Source organism: Streptomyces rectiviolaceus, assembly GCF_039533825.1.
Classification (GTDB): domain Bacteria; phylum Actinomycetota; class Actinomycetes; order Streptomycetales; family Streptomycetaceae; genus Streptomyces; species Streptomyces rectiviolaceus.
This window is the reverse complement of sequence record NZ_BAAAUG010000188.1, coordinates 18,957-42,416: the sequence shown is the minus strand read 5'-3', so window position 1 is coordinate 42,416 and position 23,460 is coordinate 18,957. Positions and strand designations below refer to the sequence as shown.

Annotated in this window: 16 protein-coding genes; 6 read left to right on the top strand and 10 right to left on the bottom strand. The window is 71.7% G+C overall.

The features are described from left to right. Positions 1–271 precede the first annotated feature (271 nt). Entirely contained in the window at positions 272–892 is a 621-nt protein-coding gene (locus ABD378_RS39110; protein WP_344529305.1) for a hypothetical protein, read from the top strand. On the opposite strand, the gene ABD378_RS39105 is transcribed toward ABD378_RS39110, so the two are convergent. Continuing rightward, positions 882–4,079: a carboxyl transferase domain-containing protein gene (locus ABD378_RS39105; RefSeq protein ID WP_344529303.1), complete on the bottom strand. Its 3,198-nt coding sequence runs from the start codon at positions 4,077–4,079 to the stop codon at positions 882–884. The two genes, ABD378_RS39110 and ABD378_RS39105, sit on opposite strands and share 11 nt — an antisense overlap. A 70-nt stretch (positions 4,080–4,149) precedes the next feature. Here ABD378_RS39105 and ABD378_RS39100 point away from each other — a divergent pair, with 70 nt between their 5' ends. Both ABD378_RS39100 and ABD378_RS39095 read left to right on the top strand, forming a co-directional pair. Then, positions 4,150–4,776: a TetR/AcrR family transcriptional regulator gene (locus ABD378_RS39100; RefSeq protein WP_344529301.1), complete on the top strand. Its 627-nt coding sequence runs from the start codon at positions 4,150–4,152 to the stop codon at positions 4,774–4,776. A 12-nt stretch (positions 4,777–4,788) separates the two neighbouring features. Beyond that, on the top strand, positions 4,789–6,504 hold the full coding sequence (locus tag ABD378_RS39095; RefSeq protein ID WP_344529299.1) for an AMP-binding protein: 1,716 nt from the start codon (positions 4,789–4,791) through the stop codon (positions 6,502–6,504). On the opposite strand, the gene ABD378_RS39090 is transcribed toward ABD378_RS39095, so the two are convergent. From ABD378_RS39090 to ABD378_RS39060, 7 genes are all read right to left on the bottom strand, one after another. Next, positions 6,455–7,144 carry an HAD family hydrolase gene (locus ABD378_RS39090; protein ID WP_344529297.1) on the bottom strand — a complete coding sequence of 230 codons (690 nt, stop codon included), beginning with the start codon at positions 7,142–7,144 and terminating at the stop codon, positions 6,455–6,457. The genes ABD378_RS39095 and ABD378_RS39090 overlap by 50 nt on opposite strands. A gap of 49 nt (positions 7,145–7,193) precedes the next feature. Next, positions 7,194–7,676: an Lrp/AsnC family transcriptional regulator gene (locus tag ABD378_RS39085; protein WP_344529295.1), complete on the bottom strand. Its 483-nt coding sequence runs from the start codon at positions 7,674–7,676 to the stop codon at positions 7,194–7,196. Positions 7,677–7,790: 114 nt separating this feature from the next. Then, positions 7,791–8,993: a MalY/PatB family protein gene (locus tag ABD378_RS39080; RefSeq protein WP_344529293.1), complete on the bottom strand. Its 1,203-nt coding sequence runs from the start codon at positions 8,991–8,993 to the stop codon at positions 7,791–7,793. Positions 8,994–8,996: 3 nt separating this feature from the next. Then, complete coding sequence (gene malX / locus ABD378_RS39075) at positions 8,997–10,592, bottom strand: maltose/glucose-specific PTS transporter subunit IIBC (protein ID WP_344529291.1); 1,596 nt, start codon at positions 10,590–10,592, stop codon at positions 8,997–8,999. A 218-nt stretch (positions 10,593–10,810) separates the two neighbouring features. Next, on the bottom strand, positions 10,811–11,656 hold the full coding sequence (locus tag ABD378_RS39070; protein WP_344529289.1) for an ABC transporter permease: 846 nt from the start codon (positions 11,654–11,656) through the stop codon (positions 10,811–10,813). Beyond that, complete coding sequence (locus tag ABD378_RS39065) at positions 11,653–13,206, bottom strand: DUF1349 domain-containing protein (protein ID WP_344529287.1); 1,554 nt, start codon at positions 13,204–13,206, stop codon at positions 11,653–11,655. The genes ABD378_RS39070 and ABD378_RS39065 overlap by 4 nt, the downstream gene beginning before the upstream one ends. Next, positions 13,203–14,198 (bottom strand): ABC transporter ATP-binding protein, encoded by a 996-nt coding sequence (locus ABD378_RS39060; RefSeq protein ID WP_344529285.1) that lies wholly within the window; start codon positions 14,196–14,198, stop codon positions 13,203–13,205. Before ABD378_RS39060 ends, ABD378_RS39065 begins: the two co-directional genes overlap by 4 nt. A gap of 111 nt (positions 14,199–14,309) precedes the next feature. Between ABD378_RS39060 and ABD378_RS39055 the strand changes: the two genes are divergently transcribed. The 3 genes from ABD378_RS39055 to ABD378_RS39045 all read left to right on the top strand — a co-directional run bounded on the left by ABD378_RS39055 (position 14,310) and on the right by ABD378_RS39045 (position 18,164). Next, positions 14,310–15,554, top strand: coding sequence for a sensor histidine kinase (locus ABD378_RS39055; RefSeq protein ID WP_344529283.1), 1,245 nt, complete (start codon positions 14,310–14,312; stop codon positions 15,552–15,554). After that, entirely contained in the window at positions 15,551–16,258 is a 708-nt protein-coding gene (locus ABD378_RS39050; RefSeq protein ID WP_344529281.1) for a response regulator, read from the top strand. The genes ABD378_RS39055 and ABD378_RS39050 overlap by 4 nt, the downstream gene beginning before the upstream one ends. A gap of 85 nt (positions 16,259–16,343) precedes the next feature. Next, the gene (locus ABD378_RS39045) at positions 16,344–18,164 is read left to right on the top strand and encodes a glycoside hydrolase family 15 protein (protein WP_344529279.1); all 1,821 of its coding nucleotides are present in this window, start codon (positions 16,344–16,346) and stop codon (positions 18,162–18,164) included. 9 nt (positions 18,165–18,173) lie between these two features. Here ABD378_RS39045 and ABD378_RS39040 read toward each other — a convergent pair whose 3' ends face one another. Together ABD378_RS39040 and ABD378_RS39035 are read right to left on the bottom strand one after the other, a co-directional pair. After that, positions 18,174–18,911: a class I SAM-dependent methyltransferase gene (locus tag ABD378_RS39040; protein ID WP_344529277.1), complete on the bottom strand. Its 738-nt coding sequence runs from the start codon at positions 18,909–18,911 to the stop codon at positions 18,174–18,176. A 7-nt stretch (positions 18,912–18,918) separates the two neighbouring features. Beyond that, complete coding sequence (locus ABD378_RS39035) at positions 18,919–23,352, bottom strand: aminotransferase class I/II-fold pyridoxal phosphate-dependent enzyme (protein WP_344529275.1); 4,434 nt, start codon at positions 23,350–23,352, stop codon at positions 18,919–18,921. Between the last annotated feature and the right edge of the window lie 108 nt (positions 23,353–23,460).

Below are 23,460 nucleotides of genomic sequence, written 5' to 3'. Positions count from 1 at the left end.
TGTATGCGCATGAGTCCGAGGTCCGGTCGCCGGGTGGGTCTCTGTGTGGAACGGTGGAAAACGTCATAAATGCCACTCATGGCGAACCCGGCGAGAGGGGAATCGCATGTCATCGAAGCGACGCCGTAAGAAGAAGGCACACCGCAAGCACCCGGCCAACCACGGCAGCCGTCCCCAGTCCTGACCGCTGGCCGCTGACCGCGCAAAAACGGTTTCTGTGTGATCTCGTCAACAGCCTTGCCACCTGGGCCAACAGGTGAACAATGGTGCAATGTTGGAGTTGTTGCGAGAAGTCGGCGTGGAACTGCCGGGCGGCGCGGGACTGTTGAAATTCGGGATGACTCCCGGCGAGGTCCTGGAACTGCTGCCGCCCGACAGAGTCACGCACCACCGGCAGTGCATGGGGCTGACCCTGGACCAGTACGCGGAGCTGCGGCACGCGCACGACGCCTGGCTCGGCGGCCTCCTCTTCGAGCCGGACTGGAACTTCGACGCCGAGCTCGACGGCGTCGTCCTGGGATTCGGCGGGGGCGGCCCCGGGGTGACGGACCGGCTGGCCCGCGTGGAGATCCAGGCGGGGAACCAGGCCCGGACGCAGGCGGAGGGCCCGGAGGTCACTCCGGTGGCCTGGGACGACATCGACCTGTTCGGTTATCCCGCCGCGGAGATCGTGGCCGTGCTGCCCGGTGTCACCGCGTCGCCCGCCGGCCCGCCCCTCGCCGAGATGGCGGTGGACGAACTCGGCCTGCGCCTCTCACGGGCCACGCCGACGGTGGAGCGCTGGGAGCGGGTGACCCTCCTCGGGCCCGGATCCGGCAGTTGGGGCGCTTGCTGCGCGGGCGGACTGGTCTGCGCCGAGCAGGGGGACGGTCTCGTGGGGATCATGTACTGACTCGTGGGGGTCCCGCGCCCTCCAGCGCCGCCAGGATCCAACTCCTCGACTCCGCAGGGTCGATGACCGCGTCGATCTCCAGCGCGGCCGCGGCGTTCACCGCCTTGCCGTGTTCGTACAACTCGGCGACATGGGCGTCGAACACCCGCTGCCGCTCCTCGGGATCGGCGATCGCGGCCAGCTCCTTGCGGTAGCCCAGACGGACGGCGCCCTCGAGCCCCATCCCCCCGAACTCACCGCTGGGCCACGCCGCCGTGGCCACGGGCGCCCGGGTGGAGCCTCCCATCATGGCCATCGCGCCGAGCCCGTACGCCTTGCGCAGCACCAGGCTCACCAGCGGGACGCGGAGCTGGGCGCCGGTCACGAAGAGCCGGGAGAAGTGCCGTACGGTCGCGGTCCGTTCGGCGTCCGGGCCGACCATGAAACCCGGTGTGTCGCAGAGCGAGACGACAGGAAGCCCGAACGCGTCGCACAGCCGCAGGAAGCGCTCCGCCTTGTCCGCGGCGTCGCGGTCAATCGCCCCGCCCAGGTGCCCGGGGTTGTTGGCGAGCAGCCCCATCGGCCTGCCCTCGACGCGTACGAGAGCCGTGATGATGCCGACGCCGAAGCCGCCCCGCAGTTCCAGGACCGAGTCCGTGTCCGCGATGCCGTCGATCGCGGCCCGCACGTCGTAGGCGCGGCGCCGGTTCTCCGGGACCGCGTGCCGCAGCAGCCGCGGGTCCGGCGCCTCCCAACTGCCGCCCGCCCCTTGGCCGTACGAGGAGGCTTCGGGTGAGAAGTAGGCGAGGTACTTCCGTGCGACCCGCACCGCATCGGCCTCGTCGGCCACCGCGATGTCCACGACGCCGTTCGGCACCTGGACCGACAGGGGGCCGACCTCCTCCGGGCGGTACACGCCGAGGCCGCCGCCCTCGATCATCGCGGGGCCGCCCATCCCGATGCTCGCATCCGGCGTCGCGATCACCACGTCGCAGCAGCCGAGCAGGGCGGCGTTGCCCGCGAAGCACCGCCCCGACGCGACGCCCACCAGCGGGACCTGGCCGCTCAGCCGCCCCATCTGATGGAACGTCGTCACGTCGAGCCCGGCGACGGACGTCGTGTCGGTGTCCCCGGGGCGCCCGCCTCCGCCCTCCGCGAAGAGCACCACGGGCAGCGCCCGTTCCTCGGCCAGCTGGAGCATGCGGTCCGTCTTGCGGTGGTTCTGCAGGCCCTGGGTGCCGGCGAGCACGGTGTAGTCGTACGACATCGCCACGCACCGCACGCCGTCGATCCGCCCCGTGCCGGCGACCATGCCGTCGGCGGGCGTCGAGGCGATCAGGTCGTCGAGGGAACGGCGGCGGCGCTGGGCGGCGATCGCGAGCGCGCCGTACTCCGTGAACGTGCCGTCATCGCACAGGTCCTGGATGTTCTCGCGTGCCGTGCGGCGGCCGATGCGGTGGCGTTTGGCGACGGCTTCCGGGCGGTGCGCGTCCAGGCCGAACGCGTGCCGGGCCAGGGTCTCGGCCAGGTCGGGGCGGATGGCGTCGGGGTCGGCGGTCTCCTCCGCGAGCGCCGCGGCCGCCTCGCCCGCCGACGACGCTTCCACCGTCACCAAGGTGTGGCCCTCCGCGGCCGTGTCGCCCACGCGCGCGTGGAGGGCGGTCACGGTGCCCGAGGCGTCGGCGCGCAGCACGTGCTCCATCTTCATCGCTTCGAGCACGAGCAACTGCTGTCCCGCCGCCACCTGTTCGCCCACCGCCACGTCGACGGTGACGACCGTCCCCGTCATGGGGGCGGTGACGGTCGCGTCGCCGGAGAGCACCTGCGGCGGCTCGTCGGGAAGAAGCTCCGCGATGTGCTCGGCCACGAAGCCCGTGTGCGCGCCGCCCGCGGTGAAACCCGGGTGGGTGAGCAGCGCGCGGAGCAGCGGAATGCCGGTGCGTACGCCCTCGACGGCGAAGTCCGCCAGGGCGCGCGATGCGCGTTCGCAGACCGCCGCGAAGTCCCCGTGCGGCGCGTGCGTGATGACCTTCGCGAGCAGCGAGTCGTAACGCGCCCCGATCTCCGAGCCGCCCCGCGCCGCGGTGTCCACCCGCACCCCCGGGCCCGTCGGCACGTCGAAGCGGGTGAGCGTGCCCGTGGAGGGGAGCGCGGCGCCGTCGGCCGTCGGGGACTCGGCGTTGACGCGCGCCTGGAGGGCGTACCCGCGCGGCTCCGGCGGAGGGCCCGCGAGGCCGAGTGCCGCGAGGGAATCGCCTGTGGCCAGGCGTAGTTGCGCCACCACCAGGTCGACGCCCGTCACCTCCTCGGTGACCGTGTGCTCGACCTGGAGGCGCGGGTTGGCCTCGATGAAATGGAACTCCTCGCCGAGGAGCAGGAATTCGAAGGTGCCGAGACCGGTGTAGCCGCACTCGCGGGCCATCAGGAGGGACGCGGACAAGAGCTTCTCCCGGACGGCCGGGGAGAGCCCGGGCGCCGGAGCGATCTCGACGAGCTTCTGGTGGCGGCGCTGGGCGCTGCAGTCGCGCTCCCAGAGGTGGGTGACCTCGCCGGTCGTGTCGCCCAGGATCTGGACCTCGATGTGGCGGGCGCCGGTCAGCAGCTCCTCCACGTACAACTCCGCGCGTCCGAAGCCCTGCAAGGCTTCCGATCGGCAGCGCTCCCAGGCGTCCGCCAGTTCTTCCGGGTGCCGCACGGCCCGCATGCCGCGCCCGCCGCCGCCACCGATGGCCTTCACCATCACCGCTCCCGAAGGGCCGAGCCCGGCTAGGAACTCGGCGGCCTCGGCCAGGCTCGTGGGCCCCTCCGAGCCCGCGAGGACGGGCACGCCCAGGCGCAGGGCGTGCGCACGCGCGCGTGCCTTGTCGCCGAACAGGCCGAGCACTTCGGGGGACGGCCCCACGAACCGCAGCCCGGCCCGCGCGCACCGGGCCGCGAAGTCCGCGTCCTCGCTGAGGAATCCGTAGCCGGGGTGCACCAGTGCGCAACCGGAGCGCCGGGCCGCGGCGAGCACCGCGTCCGCGTCCAGATAGGCGGTCGGTCCCGTGCCGCCCAACGGCTGTGTCTCATCGGCGAGTTGGACGTGCCGTGCGTCGGCGTCGTCCTGCGCGTACACGGCGACGGTGCGCAGTCCGGCGTCGGCGGCGGCCCGCAGGACGCGGACGGCGATCTCCCCGCGGTTGGCGACGAGCACGGCGGCAGAACCCATGAAGCCCTCCTGAAGTGTCTGGCGCCGTCATGCTCATTGACATTGGCGTCAACGTCAATAAGCTCGCCGCGTGGTACGAAACCAACAGCCCTGGGCGACCCGCACCGCCCGCGACCGCAGCGACGCCCCGGCCCGCGGACGGCTCCTGGACGCCGCCGAGGCCGTGTTCGCGCGGCGCGGCTACGGCGCGACGACCATCGCCGACATCACGGCGGAGGCGGAGGTCTCGCGGGCGGGCTTCTATGTGTACTTCGCGTCCAAGGAGGAGATCTTCCGCGTCCTCGCGGTGCGCGTACGGGACGCGTTCCTCGCCGCGCAGGACGTGCCGGGCGTCGACCGGGACGACGCCCGCGAGGTCGCGGGGGCGTCCACCGCCGCCTTCATCGCCGCGTACGCCCAACACCTGCCGCTGCTCAGGCTGTTGGAGCAGCAAGCACAGACCGACGAGGACGTGCGCGCCCTGTGGGAGGAGACCCAGGAGCGCCCGATCCACCGGTCCGCCCGCTACATCCGGCGGCTCGCGGCCGAGGGCAAGGCCCGGCCCGTCGCCGATCCGCTCGCCGTGGCCCGCGCGGTCGGCGGCATGAGCATCCAGTTCGCCCGCCTCACGGCGTCCGCCCCTCAGACGTACGACGCGGCCGTGCGCGATGTGACCGCCATGTTCCTGCACCTGCTCGGAGTCGATCCCCAACGCTGAGGAGCCGCCCCCATGCGTACCGATGACCAGGCCCAGCGCCCCGGAGACCGGCTGCCGCGCGCCGATGACCAGCTGCGCGACCTGCGTGCCCGCCAGGCAAGGGCGCGGCGCGGACGCCAGCCGGACACCACGGAGCACCGCGCGGGGATGCGCACCGTGCCGGGGTACGTGGAGCACTGGGCGCGGACCGCGCCGGACAGGCCCGCGCTGGTCTTCGGCGATGAGGTCATCTCGTACCGCCAACTCGACGAGCGCACCGACCGGTTGGCGGGCTGGCTCGACGCGCGGGGTGTGCGGCCCGGTGACCGGGTGGGCGTGCAGCTGCCCAACTGCCCGCAGTTCGTGATCGCGATGCTCGCCGTGCTGCGGACCGGCGCGGTGCACGTGCCGGTCAATCCGATGTTCCGCGCGGCGGAGCTGAGCCATGAACTGCGGGACGCGGGGCCCGGGATCGTCATCACGCACTCCTCACTGGCCGGCGTACTCGACGAGGCGCGCGAGGGGACGGCCGTGCGGGACGTCCTCGTGGCAGACGACAGCGCGGCCTGGGACGCCGCCGTGGGCCATGCTCCGCTCGGGCGAACGGCCGACGACCTGGACGCGCTCGCCGCCCTCAACTACACCGGCGGCACCACCGGAATGCCCAAGGGCTGCGAGCACACCCAGCGCCACATGGTCTACACGGCCACCGCCATCGACAACGGCCGCGGACCCCGGCCACCGGACGAAGGCATCGTCTCGCTCTGCTTCCTGCCGGTCTTCTGGATCGCGGGGGAGAACCTCGGGATCCTCGCCCCGCTCGTCTCCGGCGGCACCAGCGTGCTGCTGCCCCGCTGGGACCCGGACGCCGTGCTCACGGCGATCGCACGCCACAAGGTCACCACCATGGCCGGAACGGTCGAGAATTACCTCGAACTCCTCACCCACCCCGACTTCGCACGCCACGACCTGAGTTCGCTGACGGCCCCGCTCACCGTGTCCTTCGTCCGCAGGCTGACCCCGGAACTACGCGCCCGCTGGCGCGCGGCCGTCGGCCCGGACAGCGTGCTGCGCGAGGCGTCGTACGGGATGACCGAGACCCACACCAGCGACACCAACACGCTCGGCTTCCAGGACGGCGACCACGACCTGTCGGGCGACGCGACGTTCTGCGGCCTGCCCGTCCCCGGCACCGACTTCCTGATCGTCGACTTCACGACCGGCGAACCGCTGCCCATCGGGGAGCCCGGCGAGATCACCGTCAGCGGCCCCTCGGTGCTCACCCGCTACTGGCGGGCCCCCGAGGCGACGGCGGCCGCCCTGCGCGACGGCAGGCTGCACACCGGCGACATCGGGCGCATCGACGAGGACGGCTGCCTGCACTACCTGGGCCGCGACAAGGACATGATCAAGGTCAAGGGCATGAGCGTCTTCCCCGCCGAGGTCGAGACCCTGCTCGCCCGGCACCCCGACGTCATCGCGGCGGCCGTCGTCGCCGTCGCGGACGCGGAGTTGGGCCAGCGGCCTCACGCGTACGTACGCACGGTGGCGGGCAGCGCGGTCACGGCGCGGGAGCTGCGCGCCTGGGCGGCCGGTGCCATGGCGACGTACAAGGTGCCCGCCGTAGAGATCCTCGACGAGCTGCCCCTCACCGCCACCGGCAAGATCAAGAAGACGGAACTGGCGGAGCGGGCCATGGCTACGGGCGCGTCAGCGCGGCCAGGTGGTCCCACGCCGCCTGCGCCGTGAACTCGGCCTGACCGCCCCGCAGCAGCAGCCCGGCGGACGCGAAGGCGGGTGCGTCCGCGTGGGCGGCGACATACGGGATCGCGATGCAGCGCATGCCCGCCGCGTGCGCCGCCGTCGCGCCCGGGGCGGCGTCCTCCATGACCACACAGTCGGCCGGGTCCGCGCCGATGAGCGCGGCGGCGGCCAGGAAGACGTCGGGCGCGGGCTTGCCGTGCGCGACCTCGTCGGCCGAGACGACCGTGGTCAGGTGCGCGTCGAGGCCGGTGCCCGAGAGGATCGCCTCGATGGCCGCGCGCGAGGACCCGGAGGCCACGGCCATCGGCACCCCTGCTCCGTGCAACTGCTCCACGAACTTCCGCATCTCCGGGAAGACGTGTGTTTCGGCGCGGGCGAGGGCGAGATAGCGGCGGTCGAGGTCGGCGAGCAGTTCGTCCACGGGTTCGCCGATGCCGTACCGGTCCTTCCAGATGGCGAGGGTCTCCTGGGTGCTGATGCCCACGTACTGCTCATTCTCGGCCCAGGTGTAGTCGACGCCGTGCTCGGCGAGCATCTCGCGCTGTGCCGCGTAATAGTTCGGCTCGCTGTCCACGAGTGTGCCGTCGAGATCGAAGATGACCGAGGTCCTGCCGAAGATGCTCATGCCCTCCAGCATGCCAAACCCGCAGATCATCGCCGCACGGCCGCCGGGATCACCGCTGCGCGGCGGAGGCCCGGCCGATCGACTCGACGAGCGGCAGCAGCCGGTGCGGGACGCGCTCACGCAAGGCCATCTCCGTACGGGTACGGACCACGCCCGGCATCTGGATCAACTGCTGGACCACGTCCTCCAGGTGGCCGTTGTCCCGGGCGACCACGCGGGTCAGGAGATCGCCGCCACCGGTGATCGAGAAGGCCTCGATGATCTCCGGTACGGCGGCGAGCGCGTCGCCCACCTCGTCCAGATGTCCCTGAGTGACCTCGATGTGCACGAAGGCGAGCACCGGGTGCCCGAGCGCGGCAGGCGAGAGGGACGGCCCCGTCCCGGTGATCACACCGTCCCGCTCGAGCCGGTCGAGCCGGGCCTGCAGGGTGCCACGGGCGACACCGAGCACGCGCGCGTACTCACGGACGCTGGTGCGCGGCTGCTCCAGGAGGAGACGCAGAATGCGGGTGTCGAGTTCGTCGACGGCCATGGGGCGGGGTCTCCCGGGTACGAGGGATGAACCTCGTGACTGTACCAATGGAACAGTCCGGGAAGCCCTGAGGAGTGCGGTGTGACCTGCGGATACTGGCGCGGGCAGCACGCCTCAGCCAGAGCCGTCCCTCCGGTGGAGCGCCCGTACCGCATCGACCAGCGCCGTGACCCCCCGCTCGGCCTTGGCCCGCGGGCAGCCCACGTTCAGGCGCAGATGGCCGGGGGAGCCGTACGCCGTGCCGGGCATGACGGCCACCTTCTGTGTCTCGATGAGCTCGCGCTGCAGCGCCTCGTCGTCCACCTCCAGGGGGCGTACGTCGATCCAGGCGAGGTATCCGGCCTCGGGCGGAGTCCAGTCCAGGGTCGGAAACGCCGTGTTCAGGCGGTCGGCGACGAGGTGGAGATTGCCGCGGACGTACGTGCCAAGGGCATCCAGCCAGGGGGCTCCCTCTCGGTACGCCGCGATGTGCCCGACCAGCGAAAGCACCGCCGGGGACGAGAGGCCGTCGGCCTCCTTGAGGTGGCGCAGGTACGCGTCGCGCGTTGCGGGGTCGCCGATGATGCCGTAACTGCCTGTCAGCGCCGGGATGTTGAAGGACTTCGACGCTGAAGTCACCACTGCCCAGCGGGCGTCGGGGCCGGCGTGCAGGGCCCATGGGCGGTGGACGTACGGCGGATGCGCGAGGTCCGAGTGGATCTCGTCGCTGATCACCGCCACGCCGTACCGCGCGCACAGCACCGCGACGCGGTCCAGCTCGGCCTCCGTCCATACGTGGCCGGTGGGGTTGTGGGGCGAGCAGAGCAGCAGCACGGCCGTGTCCGGCAGCGCGAGCAGCCGCTCCAGTTCGGCCCAGTCGCCCAGCGGGCAGCCGAGCAGGCGTCGTTCGTTCGCGGCGATGGTCTTGGGGAAGGCGTCGTACGTCGGCGTGTGGACGACCACGCCGTCACCGGGGGCCGACCACAGCCGCAGGAGCAGGGAGATCTGGTAGATCACGGACGGGCCGTAGACGATCGACTCGGGGGCGACCTCCGTCGCGTGGCGTGTGCCGTACCAGTCGACGATCGCGGAGAGGAAGTCGGCCTGGCGCCAGCGGGAGTAGCCGAGCACGCCGTGGTCCAGGCGGCCGCGCAGCGCGGACAGGATCTCGGGCGCCGTCTCGAAGTCCATGTCCGAGATGGTGAAGGGCAGCAGGTCCGGGACGCCGAAGCGGTCCTCCACGTAGTCCCACTGCGTGCACCAGGTGCCGTGCCGGTCGACGGGGGTGTCGAAGGTGTTGGCGTAGGCGAAGTCGTAGGAGGGGGACGGGTGGTGCACGGCTCAACCCACCCGGACCAGCGACGCGATAGCGTCCTTCACCGACTGCACCTGCGGGCCGATGATGACCTGCACGTTGTGCGCGTCGAGTTTGATGACGCCGACCGCGCCGAGCTTCTTGAGGCGTGCCTCGTCGACTTGTTCCGCGTCCGCGACCGTCATGCGCAGGCGCGTGATGCAGTTGTCGAGGGACTGGATGTTGTCGGCGCCGCCGATCGCCTCCAGGATCGCCACCGCGTCGTACTTCCCCGCGATCAGCTCACGCGGAGCCTCCCCGGCCCCCTCCGTGTCCGAGGTGTCCTCCTCCGTCGCCGGCTCGTCGCGGCCCGGCGTCTTGAGGTCGAAGCGGACGATGGCCCAGCGGAAGAGGAAGTAGTAGGCAGCGAACCACACCGCGGCGATGACGGGTATCAGGTACCACTTCGTGGTCGTTCCCTGCAGGACGCCGAAGACGAGCCAGTCGATGACGTTGCCGTCGGTGTTGCCGATGAACACCCCGAGGACGGCTGCCGTCAGGAATCCGAGGCCGACCAGGACGGCGTGGATCAAGTACAGCCACGGCGCGATGAACAGGAACAGGAACTCGAGCGGTTCGGTGATGCCGCCGACGACGCACGCGACTACTCCGGAGATCAGGAGCGCCTTGATCTCGGGGCGCATCTTCTTGTTCGCGCAGTGGTACATCGCGAGGGCCGCGCCCGGCAGGCCGCCGAGGTACACCGCCATCTTGCCCTGAGAGAGGAAGTGGGTGGCGCTCGTGACCGAATCGGTGGGCGCGTGCGAGCAGTTGAGCTGGGCGTAGAAGAGGTTCAGCGCGCCGGAGACGTTGTCGCCGCACACCGCGCCGGAGCCGCCGACGTCGGTGAAGCGGAACATCGCGACGAGGATGTGGTGCAGGCCGATCGGGCGAAGCAGCACCTCTCCCATGCCGAAGAAGAACGGGCCGAAGACGCCCGCGTGACCGATCGCGCGCCCGAGGTCCGTGATCCAGCCGTTGAACGTCGGCCACACCAGAGGGATCAGCAGACCGAGCAGGCTGAGGGTGAGGGTGGAGATGATCGGCACGAATCGCAGGCCGCCGAAGAAGGCCAGCGCGTCCGGCATCCGCTGGGCACGAAAGCGCCGGTGGAGCACGCTGACAACGATGCCAACGGCGACGGCGCCGAGCAGTCCCGTATCGATGGACTGGATGCCGATGACGTCGGCGATGCCGTAGTGGGCGATGGCATCGTTGTCATCGAAGTCGACGCCCTTGGCGGTGAGGTAGAAGTTCACCGCCAGGTTCATCGCGGCGAACCCGACGAAACCGGAGAACGCCGCGACGCCCTTGTCCTCGCGGGCGAGGCCCAGCGGGATGGCTATCGCGAACATCACGGGCAGGAACTTGAAGGCGACGAGGCCGGTGCTCGCCATCCACGTGAAGACGAGGTGGAAGCCCTCGCCCTGGAGGAAGGTCAGGTTGTCGGTGACGGCCTCGCTGGAGAGCGACGAGCCGACGCCCAGCATGATGCCGCAGAACGCGAGCAGGGCCACCGGGAGCATGAACGTCTTGCCGAGGCCCTGGAGGAATTCCCAGAGCGCGGACTTGGTCTTCTGCATGTGTGGGGGTCTTTCGGGCCTGAGCGGAGACGTGCGATGACCGGCCCACGGGCACGCGGGCCAGGACGGTGGCCGGTCACATGCTGCACGCGGGGATCGCCCGCCGATCAGCGTGGAAGGTCCATCGATCCACGCCGAAGGTCGATCGATCCGCCCGGACGGATGAGATCACAGCAGCTCGGGCGCTGTCCATGGGGTACCAGCGCCCATGCGCGGCCTCAGGCGTCCCGCATCCGAAGCACCGATCCCCCCGCGAGGAGCGCCGCGCCCGCGTAAGCGGCGAGCACCCCGATCCCCGCCCACGGCCCGATCGGCAGCTGGTCCAGATCGACGGTCGCCTGGATCGCGAGCCCCGCCGTCGCGGGGGCCGCCCCCCGGGCGTACTCCTGCCAGTCGGGGTCGGCGAGCAGCCCCGCGAGCAGCGGGAAGGCGTAGAAGAGGCCGAGGACGGCGGTGACGGCGGTCGCCGTGTCGCGCAGCGCGGTGGCCGCGCCAAGGCCGATCAGGGCGGCGAGCGTGAGGTAGAGGACCGTGCCGACGGCCGCGCGCAGGGTCGGACCCTCCGTGAGGCCCGGGGTCGCGAAGCCGTCGGCGGACAGCAGCATCCGTCCCGCCAGGAGCGAACCGAGCACACCGACGGTGCTCGCCGCCGCGGTCAGTGTGCACAGCACGAGTGCCTTGGCGGCGAGCAGCCGTACGCGGCCCGGTTCCGTCGTCAGTGTCGTACGGATGGTGCCCGTGCCGTACTCGCCGCTCATGGTGAGCACCGCGAGGACGACGACCGCGCCCTGGCCGAGCCAGACACCCGTGAGGCTGAGCTTTACGGTGTCCTCGTGGCAGTCGGCAGGGACAGGGCAGTCACCGGCGGTCAGCGACGCGGTGGTGGCCGCGCCCGCGAGGACGGTCAGGGCCACCACGGCGAACAGGAGCCACCAAGTGCTGGGCAGCGTACGGAGCTTGGTCCACTCGGCGTGCACTGTGCCGAGCACCCGGCCGTCCCCGCCCCGGGCCTTGCGGCCGTCCCCGCCCGGGGCCTTGCGGCCGTCGCTCAAGCGGCTCTTCACGCGTCCCGCTTCCGGATGCGCCACACCGCGATGCCGAGCACCACGACGGCGTACGCGGCCAGTGTCGCGAAGCCGGTCCACGCGCCCTGCGGGTAGCAGCCGTCCTCCGGGAGACACAGACCGGCCACCTGGTCGTAGCGCGGCGTCGTCTCCTGGATCGCGAACCCCGCGACGGGTGTGAGCCGTTGCAGCCACTGCGACAGGCCGAGCGGCAGCACGCTGACCAGGATCAGGGGCAGGACGATCACCACGACCACGGTGGTGATCGCGGCGGCGGTGCTGCGCAGCAGCGCGCCAAGTGCCAGGGCGAGCACGGCGATCAGGGCGAGGAGGGCCGCGGTGCCGAGCACCGCGCGCAGGACCGGGCCGTCGGTCAGCGCGAACTCGGGGAACTGCGGCGGCTTATGGCCGTTGTCCCGCAGCACGGGCATGCTGAGCAGGAACGAGGCGATGGCCGCGACGAGCCCGGCCGCGAAGGCGACCGCGCCGACCACCACGGCCTTGGCGACCAGGACCCGGCCGCGCCGCGGACTGGCCACGAACGTGGTGCGGATCATGCCGCGCCGGTACTCGGCGGTGATGAACAGGACGCCGAGCGCGGCGATCAGGACGAGGCCGAGCTGGGAGCCGTTGAGGGCGGTCGCGACGAGGTCGGGCTGCATAGGGGTGCCTGGGGCGATGTCGCCCGAACCGGTGAGCGTGAACGTGCCGCCGGAGCGGTCCAGTTCGCCCTGAGAGCCGTTCGGTCCGTCCTGCCTGCCGCCGTCCTGCCTGCCGCCGTCCTGCCCGACGTCTGTCAGCTGCCAGTCGGCTCCGCCCGCCGCGCCCTTGACCGTCACCTTGTCGAAGCGCGCGGTCGAGCGCGACGGACCGTCGTTGAGCGAGACGTTGCCGAACTCGCGCTTCATGGACTGCACGTCGGGTGACGCCACGAAGAGGCCGACCGGGACCGCGCCCGTGGGCTTGTCGAGCTCGGACGTGCCGATCTTCTTCCAGCCGTGGCCGTCGTCCGACGCGTACGCCGTGACGGTGGCGCCCGTACGCGTCAGCCGCAGCCAGTACGGCTTGTCGGCGGACGCGGCGCCGCCCGCGACATCGCGCGTGAAGTCGCTCTGGAACCGCACCCCGTGCCCCGGGGTCACCATCAGCGCCGCGTAGTCGGAGCCGCTCTCGGTGTCCTCCTTGACGAGCACTCCGGCCTTGGCCCACTCGGGCGCCCGGTCGGGGCGCACACCGGTGGGCCCGGTCACCCGCGCCGTGATGCTGCCGTCGGCGGGGAGCGTGCGGTGCACGAAGGTGAAGTCGTCACGGATGGACTGGCCGCCGGGCCCGGTGGGCGCGGGCGAGCCGCCGCCCGCGATCTCGACGCGAGAACTTGACGCGGAGAAGAGGGAGATCAGTACCGTCACCAGAATCGCGGCCAGCAGGGTGAGGCCCCAGCGGCGCACCGTGCGCAGCTTGGTCCACTCGGCGCGCAGGAGCTGCGGGAAGCCGTCGCGGCCGACCACGACCGTGCCGGGACGGCGAGGTGGCGTCGTAGTGGTCGTCATCGCTTGCCCTCCTCGACCGAGTGGTCGGCAACCGGGTGCCCGGAAACCGGGTGCTCGGCGGCGAACTCCACGTCGTCCCTGGTCAGTTCCATGTACGCCTCTTCGAGCGTGGCCCGGTGCGCGGCGACCCCCGAGAAGGCGACACCGGCGCCGCCGAGCAGTTCCACGACCCGTTCCGCATCGAGGCGGGAGACGGTGAGCGTGTCGCGTCCGGTGGCCGCGACACTCGCCCCCGCGCCCGCGAGGACGGTCATCGCCGTCGTCCGTTCGGCCGTCCGCACCTCGACGCGGTCGCCCGAAGCGGCGGCGAGCAGCTCTCGTACGCTCGTGTCGGCGATGACGCGCCCGCGGCCCACCACCACCAAGTGGTCTGCGGTGTCCTCCAGTTCACTCATCAGATGACTGGAGACGAGCACGGCGCGGCCCTCGGCCGCCAGGGACCTCAGGAAGCCGCGGATCCATCGAATGCCTTCCGGGTCGAGCCCGTTGACGGGTTCGTCGAAGAGCAGCACGGGCGGATCGCCGAGCAGCGCCGCCGCTATGCCGAGCCGCTGCCGCATGCCGAGCGAGTACCCGCCCGCCCTGCGCCGCGCGGCCTGTCCGAGCCCGACGAGATCGAGGACTTCGTCGACGCGCCGCACCGGCAGGCGATGCGAATGCGCCATCCACAGAAGGTGATCGCGCCCCCGGCGGCCGGGGTGCACGGCCGCCGCGTCGAGCAGCGACCCCACTTCGAGCAGGGGCGTACGCAGCGCCCGGTAGGGACGACCGCCGATGAGGGCGGTGCCCTCGTCCGCGGAGTCCAGGCCGAGGACGATGCGCATGGTGGTGGACTTGCCCGCGCCGTTGGGGCCGACGAACCCGGTGACCTGGCCCGGCTCGACGGTGAAGGAGAGGCCGTCCACCGCGGTGACCGACCCGAACCGCTTGCGCAGGCCGCGCACTTCGATGGTCGCTTCGCCGCCATCGGTTGTTGCTGTGATGCCATCCATGAGAAGCGAGGCTAGAGAAGCCGTGACCGCAGGTCGTCACGCCGTGGAGCCGTCTTCGTATCCCTCACGTGAGGGACTCCTCCGGGGTCCGAGCCGGTGACAATGACACGTGTGAGGTCGAAATCTTCCGGAGCGGGCCTCGGGCGCGGCGCGGTGCGCTGCCGCCTCGCGCACCGCCCGGAGTCCCCGGTCGTGGCCGCGGCGCTCCTGGCACTCGGCGCCGTGAGCGAGGTGCTGCTGCGCGCGGACGGCGATGTTCCGCTGCCGCTCGCCCTGTCACTGGCGTTGGGCACGACGGTGCCGGTCGCGGTGCTCGCGGGCGGCGACCCCGTGACGCGGCAGCCCTTCGCCCCCACAAGAAGCCCCCGCGGTCTCTCCGCCGCGGCGGCCGTCGTCGTCGGCGCCGCGGGAATGCTCTCCCTCGCGCCGTTCCATGTGCTGACCGGCGCCGGTCTGTGCGCGCTGCTCGTCTCGCTCCATCAGGCCGGGCGCCGGGGCCTGAAGTACCTGACCGCTCTCCTCGCCCTGCCGTTCATCGCGTACGCGGTCACCACGCCCGCGGGGTCCGGGGTGGGGGAGCGGTTCCTCACCGTTCTCACCGCGGTGGGCGCGGCCGTCGCCGCCGGTACGGGTCTGGCCCGGAGCGCGCGGGACACCGCCCTGGTGAACAGCGCGGCCGAGCAGGCCATCGCCGACACCCTCCTGGAGCACGCCGCACGGGGTGAACGGGCCAGGATCGCCCGGGAGTTGCACGACGTCGTCGCCCATCACATCTCCATGATCGCGGTTCAGGCCGAGACCGCCCGGCTGACCACACCGGGCCTGCCCGCCGTCGGCGCCGAACGCTTCCTGGCCATCGGCGACACCGCCCGCACGGCCCTCACCGAGATGCGCAGGCTGCTCGGCGTGCTGCGCGAGGACGCGGGCGGCAGCGCGCCGGACCGCCGCCCCCAGCCGGGCCTTGAACAGCTCGGCGAACTCGTCGACGAGGCACGCGACGCGTCTGCCGCCGCCGTGCGCCTCATCGTCGAGGGCCCGGTACGCCCGCTGGACCCCGGCCTCGAACTCACCGCGTACCGCATCGTGCAGGAGGCCCTCACCAACACCCGCCGTCACGCCCCGGGAGCCGCGGTGGACGTCGAACTCCGCTACACGCGCGATGCGTTGCGCCTGCGCGTACGCGACAACGGCCCAAGTCCGCACACCGCGAAGGGTCTTGACGCGGGGCACGGCCTGGTCGGCATGCGTGAGCGCGCCGCGATGGTCGGCGGCGAACTGCGCGCGGGCCCGGCGCGGCGCGGCGGTTTCCTCATCGAGGCGACGTTCCCGGCGCCGGTGAGGGAGCATGCCTCATGAGCACCCCCAGCGCCGCCGACACCCCCAGCACCGTCGGCGCGCCTCCGCTGCGCCTCGTCATCGCCGACGACCACGAAGTCGTCCGCGCGGGATACGCCGGCCTCCTCGCCACCCAGCCCGACTTCACGGTCGTCGGCACGGCGGCCGACGGCGCACGGGCGGTCGAGCTCTGCCGGGAGCTGCTGCCCGACCTGGTCCTGATGGACGTACGCATGCCGGTGATGGACGGCATCGAGGCGACCGGGCGCCTCGCCGGGACCGGTGCGCGCGTGCTGATCCTCACCACCTTCGACCTGGACGAGCATGTGTACGACGCGCTGAGCGCGGGCGCCGCCGGGTTCCTGCTCAAGGACGTCACGGCAGAGCGTCTCTTCGACGCGGTGCGTGTGGTGGCCGCGGGCGAGGGGCTGCTCGCCCCCACCGTGACCCGCCGCCTCATCGCGGAGTTCGCCCGCCTCAGGCCCGGACCGCCCGCGGGACCCGCGGCCCGCATCGACGCGCTCACCCCGCGCGAGACGGAGGTGCTCCGGCTGATCGCGGAGGGCCTGTCCAACCCGGAGATCGCCGGGCGGCTGCACGTCAGCGAGGAGACGGTGAAGACCCATGTGAGCCGGGTGCTCGGCAAACTCGGGCTGCGCGACCGCACACAAGCGGTGGTCGCGGCGTACGAATCGGGTCTTGTGGTGCCCAGGGCGGGGGCCTGAGCCCAGGCCGCCGTGGCCCGGGCCCGTCGTGCGTACCCGCCGTACAATGGAAGGGCGGCAATGTGCACGACGGCGTAACTCGATCATGAATACACGCATCGAGGACTACGCCCTCATAGGTGACCTGGAATCCGCTGCCATGCTCGGCAGGGACGGGTCGATCGATTGGCTCTGCCTGCCGCGCTTCGACTCACCGGCCTGCTTCGCCGCGCTGCTCGGCACGGCGGACAACGGATTCTGGCGGGTTTCCCCCATCGGCGCGGAACCGTGCGCCCGGCGGGCCTACCGCCAGGACACCCTGATCATGGATTCCCACTGGGAGTGCCCGACCGGTGCCGTCCGCGTCACCGACTTCATGCCGCCCCGTGCCCAGCTGCCCTGCGTCGTGCGCATCGTCGAGGGCCTCTCCGGCGCCGTGGCCATGCGCAGCGAACTGCGACCGCGCTTCAACCAAGGCCGCGTGGTGCCGTGGGTGCGGGCCAAGGAGCACTGCACGGTTGCCGTGGCCGGGCCGGATTCCCTCTGGCTGAGCGCCGACGGCCCGATGGAGATTCGCGCCGGTCCGGACTCCACCGCCCATGACCCCGGTATCCGCGACTCCACCGTCCTGGACTTCACCGTATCGGCGGGCCAGCGGCTCACGCTGCAGCTCGTCTGGGCGCCCTCGCACCTGCCCGACCCGCCCGCTCCCCTGAGCGTCCCGGCCGAGACTGCGCTGAAGGCGACCGGCGACTTCTGGCGGCGATGGACGGCACAGTGCCGCTACCAGGGCCCCTGGCGGGAGGCCGTCACGCGCTCGCTGATCACGCTGAAAGCCCTCACGTACGCGCCCACGGGCGGCATCGTGGCGGCACCGACCACCTCGCTCCCCGAGTGCGTCGGCGGCGAGCGCAACTGGGACTACCGCTTCTGCTGGCTGCGCGACTCCACGCTGACCCTGTCCGCCCTGCTGCGCAGCGGCTATCGCGACGAGGCGACGGCCTGGCTCGACTGGCTGGTGCGTGCCGTGGCGGGCGACCCCGCCGATCTCCAGGCGGTGTACGGGGTGGGGGGACAGCGGCGGCTGCCGGAGGCCGAGGCGTCCTGGCTGCCCGGCTACGAGGGCTCGCGCCCCGTGCGGTTCGGGAACGCCGCGGTCGATCAGCTCCAGCTCGACGTGTACGGCGAGGTCATCGACACGCTCTACTTGTCGCTGCGGGCCGGGATTCCGATGCAGCCCCATCTGTGGAGCCTGGTCGAATCCCTGATGAGCCATCTGCGGGAGCACTGGCGTGAACCGGACCAGGGCCTGTGGGAAGTCCGCGGCGCGAGACGGCAGTTCGTCCACTCCAAGGTCATGTCGTGGGTCGCCGCCGACCGCGCCCTGCGGATGGGCGAGATGCTCGGCAGGAACGAATCCGCGGGGGAGTGGCGCGCCATGCGGGACGCGGTGCACCGGGAGGTGTGCCGCGAGGGATGGGACGAGGGGCGGCGATCGTTCGTGCAGTCCTACGGATCGCCCGCCCTGGACGCATCGGCCCTGCTGATCCCCAAGGTCGGCTTCCTCCCGGCCGACGACCCGCGCGTGGGCGACACCGTCCGGGCGATGCGGGCCCTGGACCACCATGGATTCGTACGGAGATACGCGCACAACGGCCGGGGCACGCACCATGTGGACGGCATGCGCGGAACCGAGGGCACGTTCGTGGCGTGCTCCCTCTGGTACGCCGACGCGCTGGCGGCGACCGGCAGCCTCCGTCAGGCGAGCGAGACCTTCGAGCGTGTCCTGGACGTGCGCAACGACGTCGGGCTGCTCGCGGAGCAGTGGGACCCGGACGGCCACCGCCAACTGGGCAACGCACCCCAGGCGTACAGCCACATCGCGCTGGTGGAGACGGCGTTCGCGCTGCAGGAGGCGGGAGCCTGAGAGCGGCGGTCACGCACCGCGCCGCGCCGCCGTCAGGAGCACCATTCCGGAGTCGCCGTAGTCCGGCAGCGTCGGGTCGGCGTCGATCCGGGTGACCGCGAGACGCTCGGTGAGCGGGGCGAACACCTCCGTGACGACAGCAGGGTTCACCGGGCAGCCGGGCCACCGGGACGCGGGTCCGATGCGGTACGTCGGCATGTTCTCCATGAACGCCGCGACGAGACGGCCGCCCGGCGCGACGGAACGCACGAAGCGATGGCAGAAGTCCGTGAACTCCGCGAAGTCCTCGGTGACGCCCTCGGCGACGAAGTTCATCGACGCGATGTCGTACGTGCCGGGCGCAAGCGCCCGGATGTCGCCGTGGACGACGCGCACACCCGCGAGCGCCTCCGGCAGCGTCGGCGGCAGATCGGGGTTGAGGCGGCGGCACAGCGTGTGGAAGGGCAACCAGCTGTCGTCGGGGGCCTGTTCGAGCTGCCGGGTCAGATAGGCGACGCCCGCCGCGCTCGCCTCGACGGCGTCGATGCGGCGGCTCGCCCCGGCGGCGAGCATCAGCGGGTAGAGGTTGGGCCCGGCCCCGAACTCCAGGGAGCGCGCGGCGCTCCGCGGGGCGAACTGCCGGTAGAAGGCGGAGTGGTGGGTGATGACCGCGGCGTCGGAGGGATGCAGCTCGCGGTAGTTCTCGACGAGATAGTCCTGGACGGGCCAGCTGTCCCAGTCCACGTCGTCGTTGCGGGTCGGAGCCATGGCGGTGTCAGCTTCCCGGCCGCAGCGGGAACCGTTCGGCAAGGCGGGTCAGGGCGGCGTTGAGCCGGTCGATGTCCTCGTCGGAGTTCAGGGCCGTGAGCTGCACGCGGAAGCCGACGCGGTCGTGCGGCACGAGCGGGTAGACCGCCAGAGTCACATAGATGCCCTGCTCCCACAGGAATCCGGCGACCGCGTCCAGGTCCGCCGCGTCGGCCAGGGGGATCTCCACGATCGGCAGCTGATCGGAGTTGAGCGTCTCCAGGCCGAGCCCGGCCACGTGGTCGAGCACCCGGACCGTCTTGCGGTGCAGATCGGCGCGGATGGCGTCACCCCGCCGGTCATTGACCTCAAGACCGGCGAGCGCGGTCGCGAGCGAGGCCGTGGGTGAGGGCCCCGAGTACAGATAGGGGGCGGCGGCGACCTTCAGGTGGTCCTTGAGCCAGGGCGGCAGCGCGAGAAAGGCGAGCAGCGACGAGTAGGCCTTGGAGAAGCCGCCGACGAGCACGATGTTGTCGTACGTCTCGCCCGTGTGCCGGACGACGCTGTTGCCGCGGAGTCCGTACGGGCACGGTTCGTCGGCGCCGCGTTCGCCGATGACGCCGAATCCGTGGGTGTCGTCGATGTACAGCGTGGCGTCCAAGTCACGGCATATGCCTGCCAGTTGAGGAACATCGGCGATGTTTCCGCTCATGCTGTTGACGCCGTCGAGGCAGACAAGGCGGGCCGAGCCGTTCGGCGCCGCCCGCAGCTGGGCGGCCAGTTCGTCGGGGCGGTCGGCGTGGAACCTGCGCAGCGTCGCGCCCTGCCCGCGGGCCGCCACGCAGCCGTCGTACACGGTGCGGTGCGCCGCGGCCTCGACGAAGACATGGCCCTTGTCGGCGAGGACGGGGATCACCGAGGCGTGGATCAGCGTGGCCGTCGGGAGCAGCAGGGTGTCCGGCGCCCGGAGCAGCGCGGTGAGCCGTTCCTCGATCTCGGGGTAGAGCCGGGGGCTGCCGAGCAGCCGGGACCAGCTGGGGTGCGTTCCCCAGCGGCGTACGGCGGGTTCGATGGCGTCCATGATCTCCGGGTCGCAGTCGAAGCCCAGGTAGTTGCAGGAGGCGAAGTCGATGAGCCAGTGGTCCCCGCTGCGGATGTGCCGGCCGCGGACCTCGTCCAGGACGCAGTCGCTCATCGGGCTGGTCCGCCGCAGGTGGTCGAGATCTTCCCAGCGCGGATCGCGCCGTACCCCCAGGAGTTCCGTGCCCGGTTCGATCACGGTGCTCTCGCTCTCCGAGGGGGCGGGGGCAGCCGCGGCGGGCGGGGTGACCGCGGCGTCCGGGACGGCAGCCGCGACCTTGCGGCCATGCCCGGCTCCGAGGACCGCGGCGGCGCCGTCGCCTCCCCGGCGCCCGCGCAGCAGCCGCTCCCCCTGCTCGGCCGTCAGCGGACGTGCGAAGAAATAGCCCTGACCGAACCCGCAGCCCATCCCGGCAAGCAGGTCCCGCTGCGCGCACCCCTCGATCCCCTCGGCGATGACCTGCAGGCCCATCGTGTCGGCGAGGTGCACGATGCCCTCGACCAGGGCGAGCTGCCGGGGGTCGTCGGCGATGTCGTCGATGAACGTCTTGTCGATCTTGAGTACGTCGATGGGGAACTCGCGGAGATAGCGCAGCGAGGAGAATCCCGTGCCGAAGTCGTCGACCGCGATCCGCACGCCGAGGTCCTTCAACGCCTGCATGACCGCCTGGATCTGTCCGTCGCGCCGCATCAGCACCGACTCGGTGAGCTCCAACTGCAGTGACCCCGGGGCGAGTCCGGGTGTCTCAAGGGCGCCCCGCACCTCGTCGAGGAAGCCCGGGTCGCGGAACTGCCGCGCGGACACGTTGACGCTGATGTAGGGGCGACGCTCCGAAGGGGGCCCCACGCCCTGCAGACCGGCCATGGCCGTGGTGGCGTTGCCAAGGACCCAGGCGCCCAGCGGCGTGATGTGCCCGGTCTCCTCGGCGAGCGGGATGAACTGCTGCGGCGGCACCAGGCCGCGTCGGGGGTGCGGCCAGCGGGCCAGGGCCTCGAAGCCGACGATCTCGGCGGCGCCCGCGCCACTGCCCGCAGGGCCGCCGTTCGCGCTGATGTCCACGACGGGCTGGTAGCGCAGCGCGAACTGCTCGTCGGTGATGGCCCGTTCCAGGCTCGCCTGCAGGTCGTGCCGCTCCAGCATGCGTATGTGCAGCCGCTGCTGGAAGCGGCGCCACTGACGCTTCCCCGCGGCCTTGGCGGCGTACAGCGCCAGGTCGGCGTGCGCCAGGAGCTCCTCGGCGTCCGCGCTGTCCACGGCCGTGGCCACGCCCACGCTCGCCGAGACGCTCACGGAGTCGCCGGACAGGTGGAAGGGCCTGCTGAGCGCCTGCACCACCTGCGCGGCGAGGATCTCGGCGTCGACGGGCTCCTTCGCGTCCTCCATCAGGACGGCGAACTCGTCGCCGCCGAGACGGGCCGCGGTGTCGCTGCGGCGCAGCGACCGCGAGAGGCGGGTACCGGCGGCGGCCAGGAGCCGGTCGCCGACCGAGTGGCCCAGCGTGTCGTTGACGACCTTGAAGTCGTCGAGGTCGATGAAGAGCACGCAGGTCAGCGTCGACTCCCGGCGGCCACGCAGCAGTGCGCGCTCGATTCGCTCCAGGAGCAGGGTCCGGTTGGGAAGGCCGGTCAGCGCGTCGTGGAAGGCCCGCTGGGTGAGCTCGTGCTCCAGCTGACGCTGCTCGGTCACGTCACGCAGGGTGACGACGAGCCCCCGGACGGTCGGGTCCTCGCGCAGGTCGCTGCACCGCACCTCCACCTCGACGCGCATGCCGCCCCGCGACATCCACCAGTAGTCGTGGGGCTCCTGCTGAGCGCCGCTGCGCATGGCCGTGAGCACCCGCGCCGCCCGGTCGCTGTCGCGTGGGTCCACCAGCGCGGGCAGCTCCGCACCGATCAGCGGGGCGGCCCCGAAGACGGCCTCTGCGGACGGGCTCGCGTACCGGACGGTGTTGTCGTCGTCGACGATGAGGATGACGTCGGACGCGTTGCGCACCAACGTACGGAAGTAGGCCTCGCTCTCCCGCCGGATGATCTCCCGCCGCAGTGAGATGCGCTCCTTCGCCAGGCCCGCGTGCGAGGCGAGGATCTCCAGGGAGCCCCAGAACTCGGTGAGCTGCTTCTCGGGGCCTGCCGCGATGAGCACACCCGGCGGCTCGTGCCCCGCCGGACGGTCGCGCTGGATCATCGGGCACACCAGTACGCTCTGCGACGCCCCGAAACGGGCGGCGATCTCCGGGCCGAGAGCGGCGGGCCGCACCAGACGCGTGTGGCGGAGATCCAGCGCGGCGTAGAGGGCCGGTAGTGAGTCGCCCGCCTCCAGGAGCAGCGTCTCGGGCCGGGGTCCCGGCCCTGACAGCGCGGCGACCGTCTTCTCGCAGGTCTCGGTGATCTCCTCCGGCGTGGTCGCCGCCACCAGCGAGGAGGCCGCGCCGCGCAGCGCCAGCTCACGGTCCACGGCCTTGCGGTGCGCCACGACCATGCCCGCGAGCCGCAGGATCACCAGGAGGAACAGGGTGCCGGAGAAGGCGGCGATCACGGCCGCGTCATGGGCGCTGTCGAGGAGGCCCTCGGTGAGCAGGATCGCCGGGGCGATGAGGGTGGCCGCGGCGAGCAGCACGAGCCTGCGCGGCGGCGGGAGCAGGGTCTCGCGCTGATGCGTGTACGAGGTCAGCTCCGCCATCGAGGGGTGCAGCGCGGCAAGGCCCCACGCCGTGTAGAAGACGATCCAGCCCGTGTCCAGGAGCGTGCCGGCCTGCCACAAGCCGTTGAGCTGCAAGATTCCGTACGTGATGTCGAAGGCGAGCAGGGTGAGTGTGCCGAGCACGAGCAGGCGTACGGCGGGGTTGCGGCCGGTCACGAAGCCCGGGGTGAGCAGCCGGGCGAGGAGAGCCAGGACCAGTACGTCGCCCAGCGGATAGGCGATGCTGATGGCGCGCTGGGGCCAGGTCAGGCCCTCGACCTCGGTGAGCGGCTGGACGAGATAGACCCAGACGGGCAGCGCGAGTCCACCGGTGATGATCAGTGCGTCGAGGAGACTCGGCAGGTCGCGGCCCGCCCAGCGGTAGCGGACCAGGCCGAAGAGGCCCGCCGCGAGCAGCGGATACACCGTGAGGTAGCAGGCGTCGGCCGGGGACGGGAACGGATTCTCCGCCTGGAAGTACTCCTCGTCCACGTTGTAGTACGTGTCGCCCGCGGCGAACGCGAAGAGCCCGGCCGCGAGCACCCACCACGGCCAGCGGTGCGCGGGACGGTGGACGTGCACACCGACGAGGACGGCCGCGACGCCACCTAGGCCGATGAGCGCCCAGAGCGGGGCACGCAGGCCCGGAAGCGTCATATAGGCGATGGTGAGAGCGGCGACCAGGACGAGGTAGGCGGCCATGAGCCGATGCGCCCGTGGTTGATCCCGAGTAGGGGCCCGAAGCAATGGCAAAGCGCCTCCCTGCGTGGCAGGGACACCCGGCCGAGAATCACGCGTCAACCTGGGGTC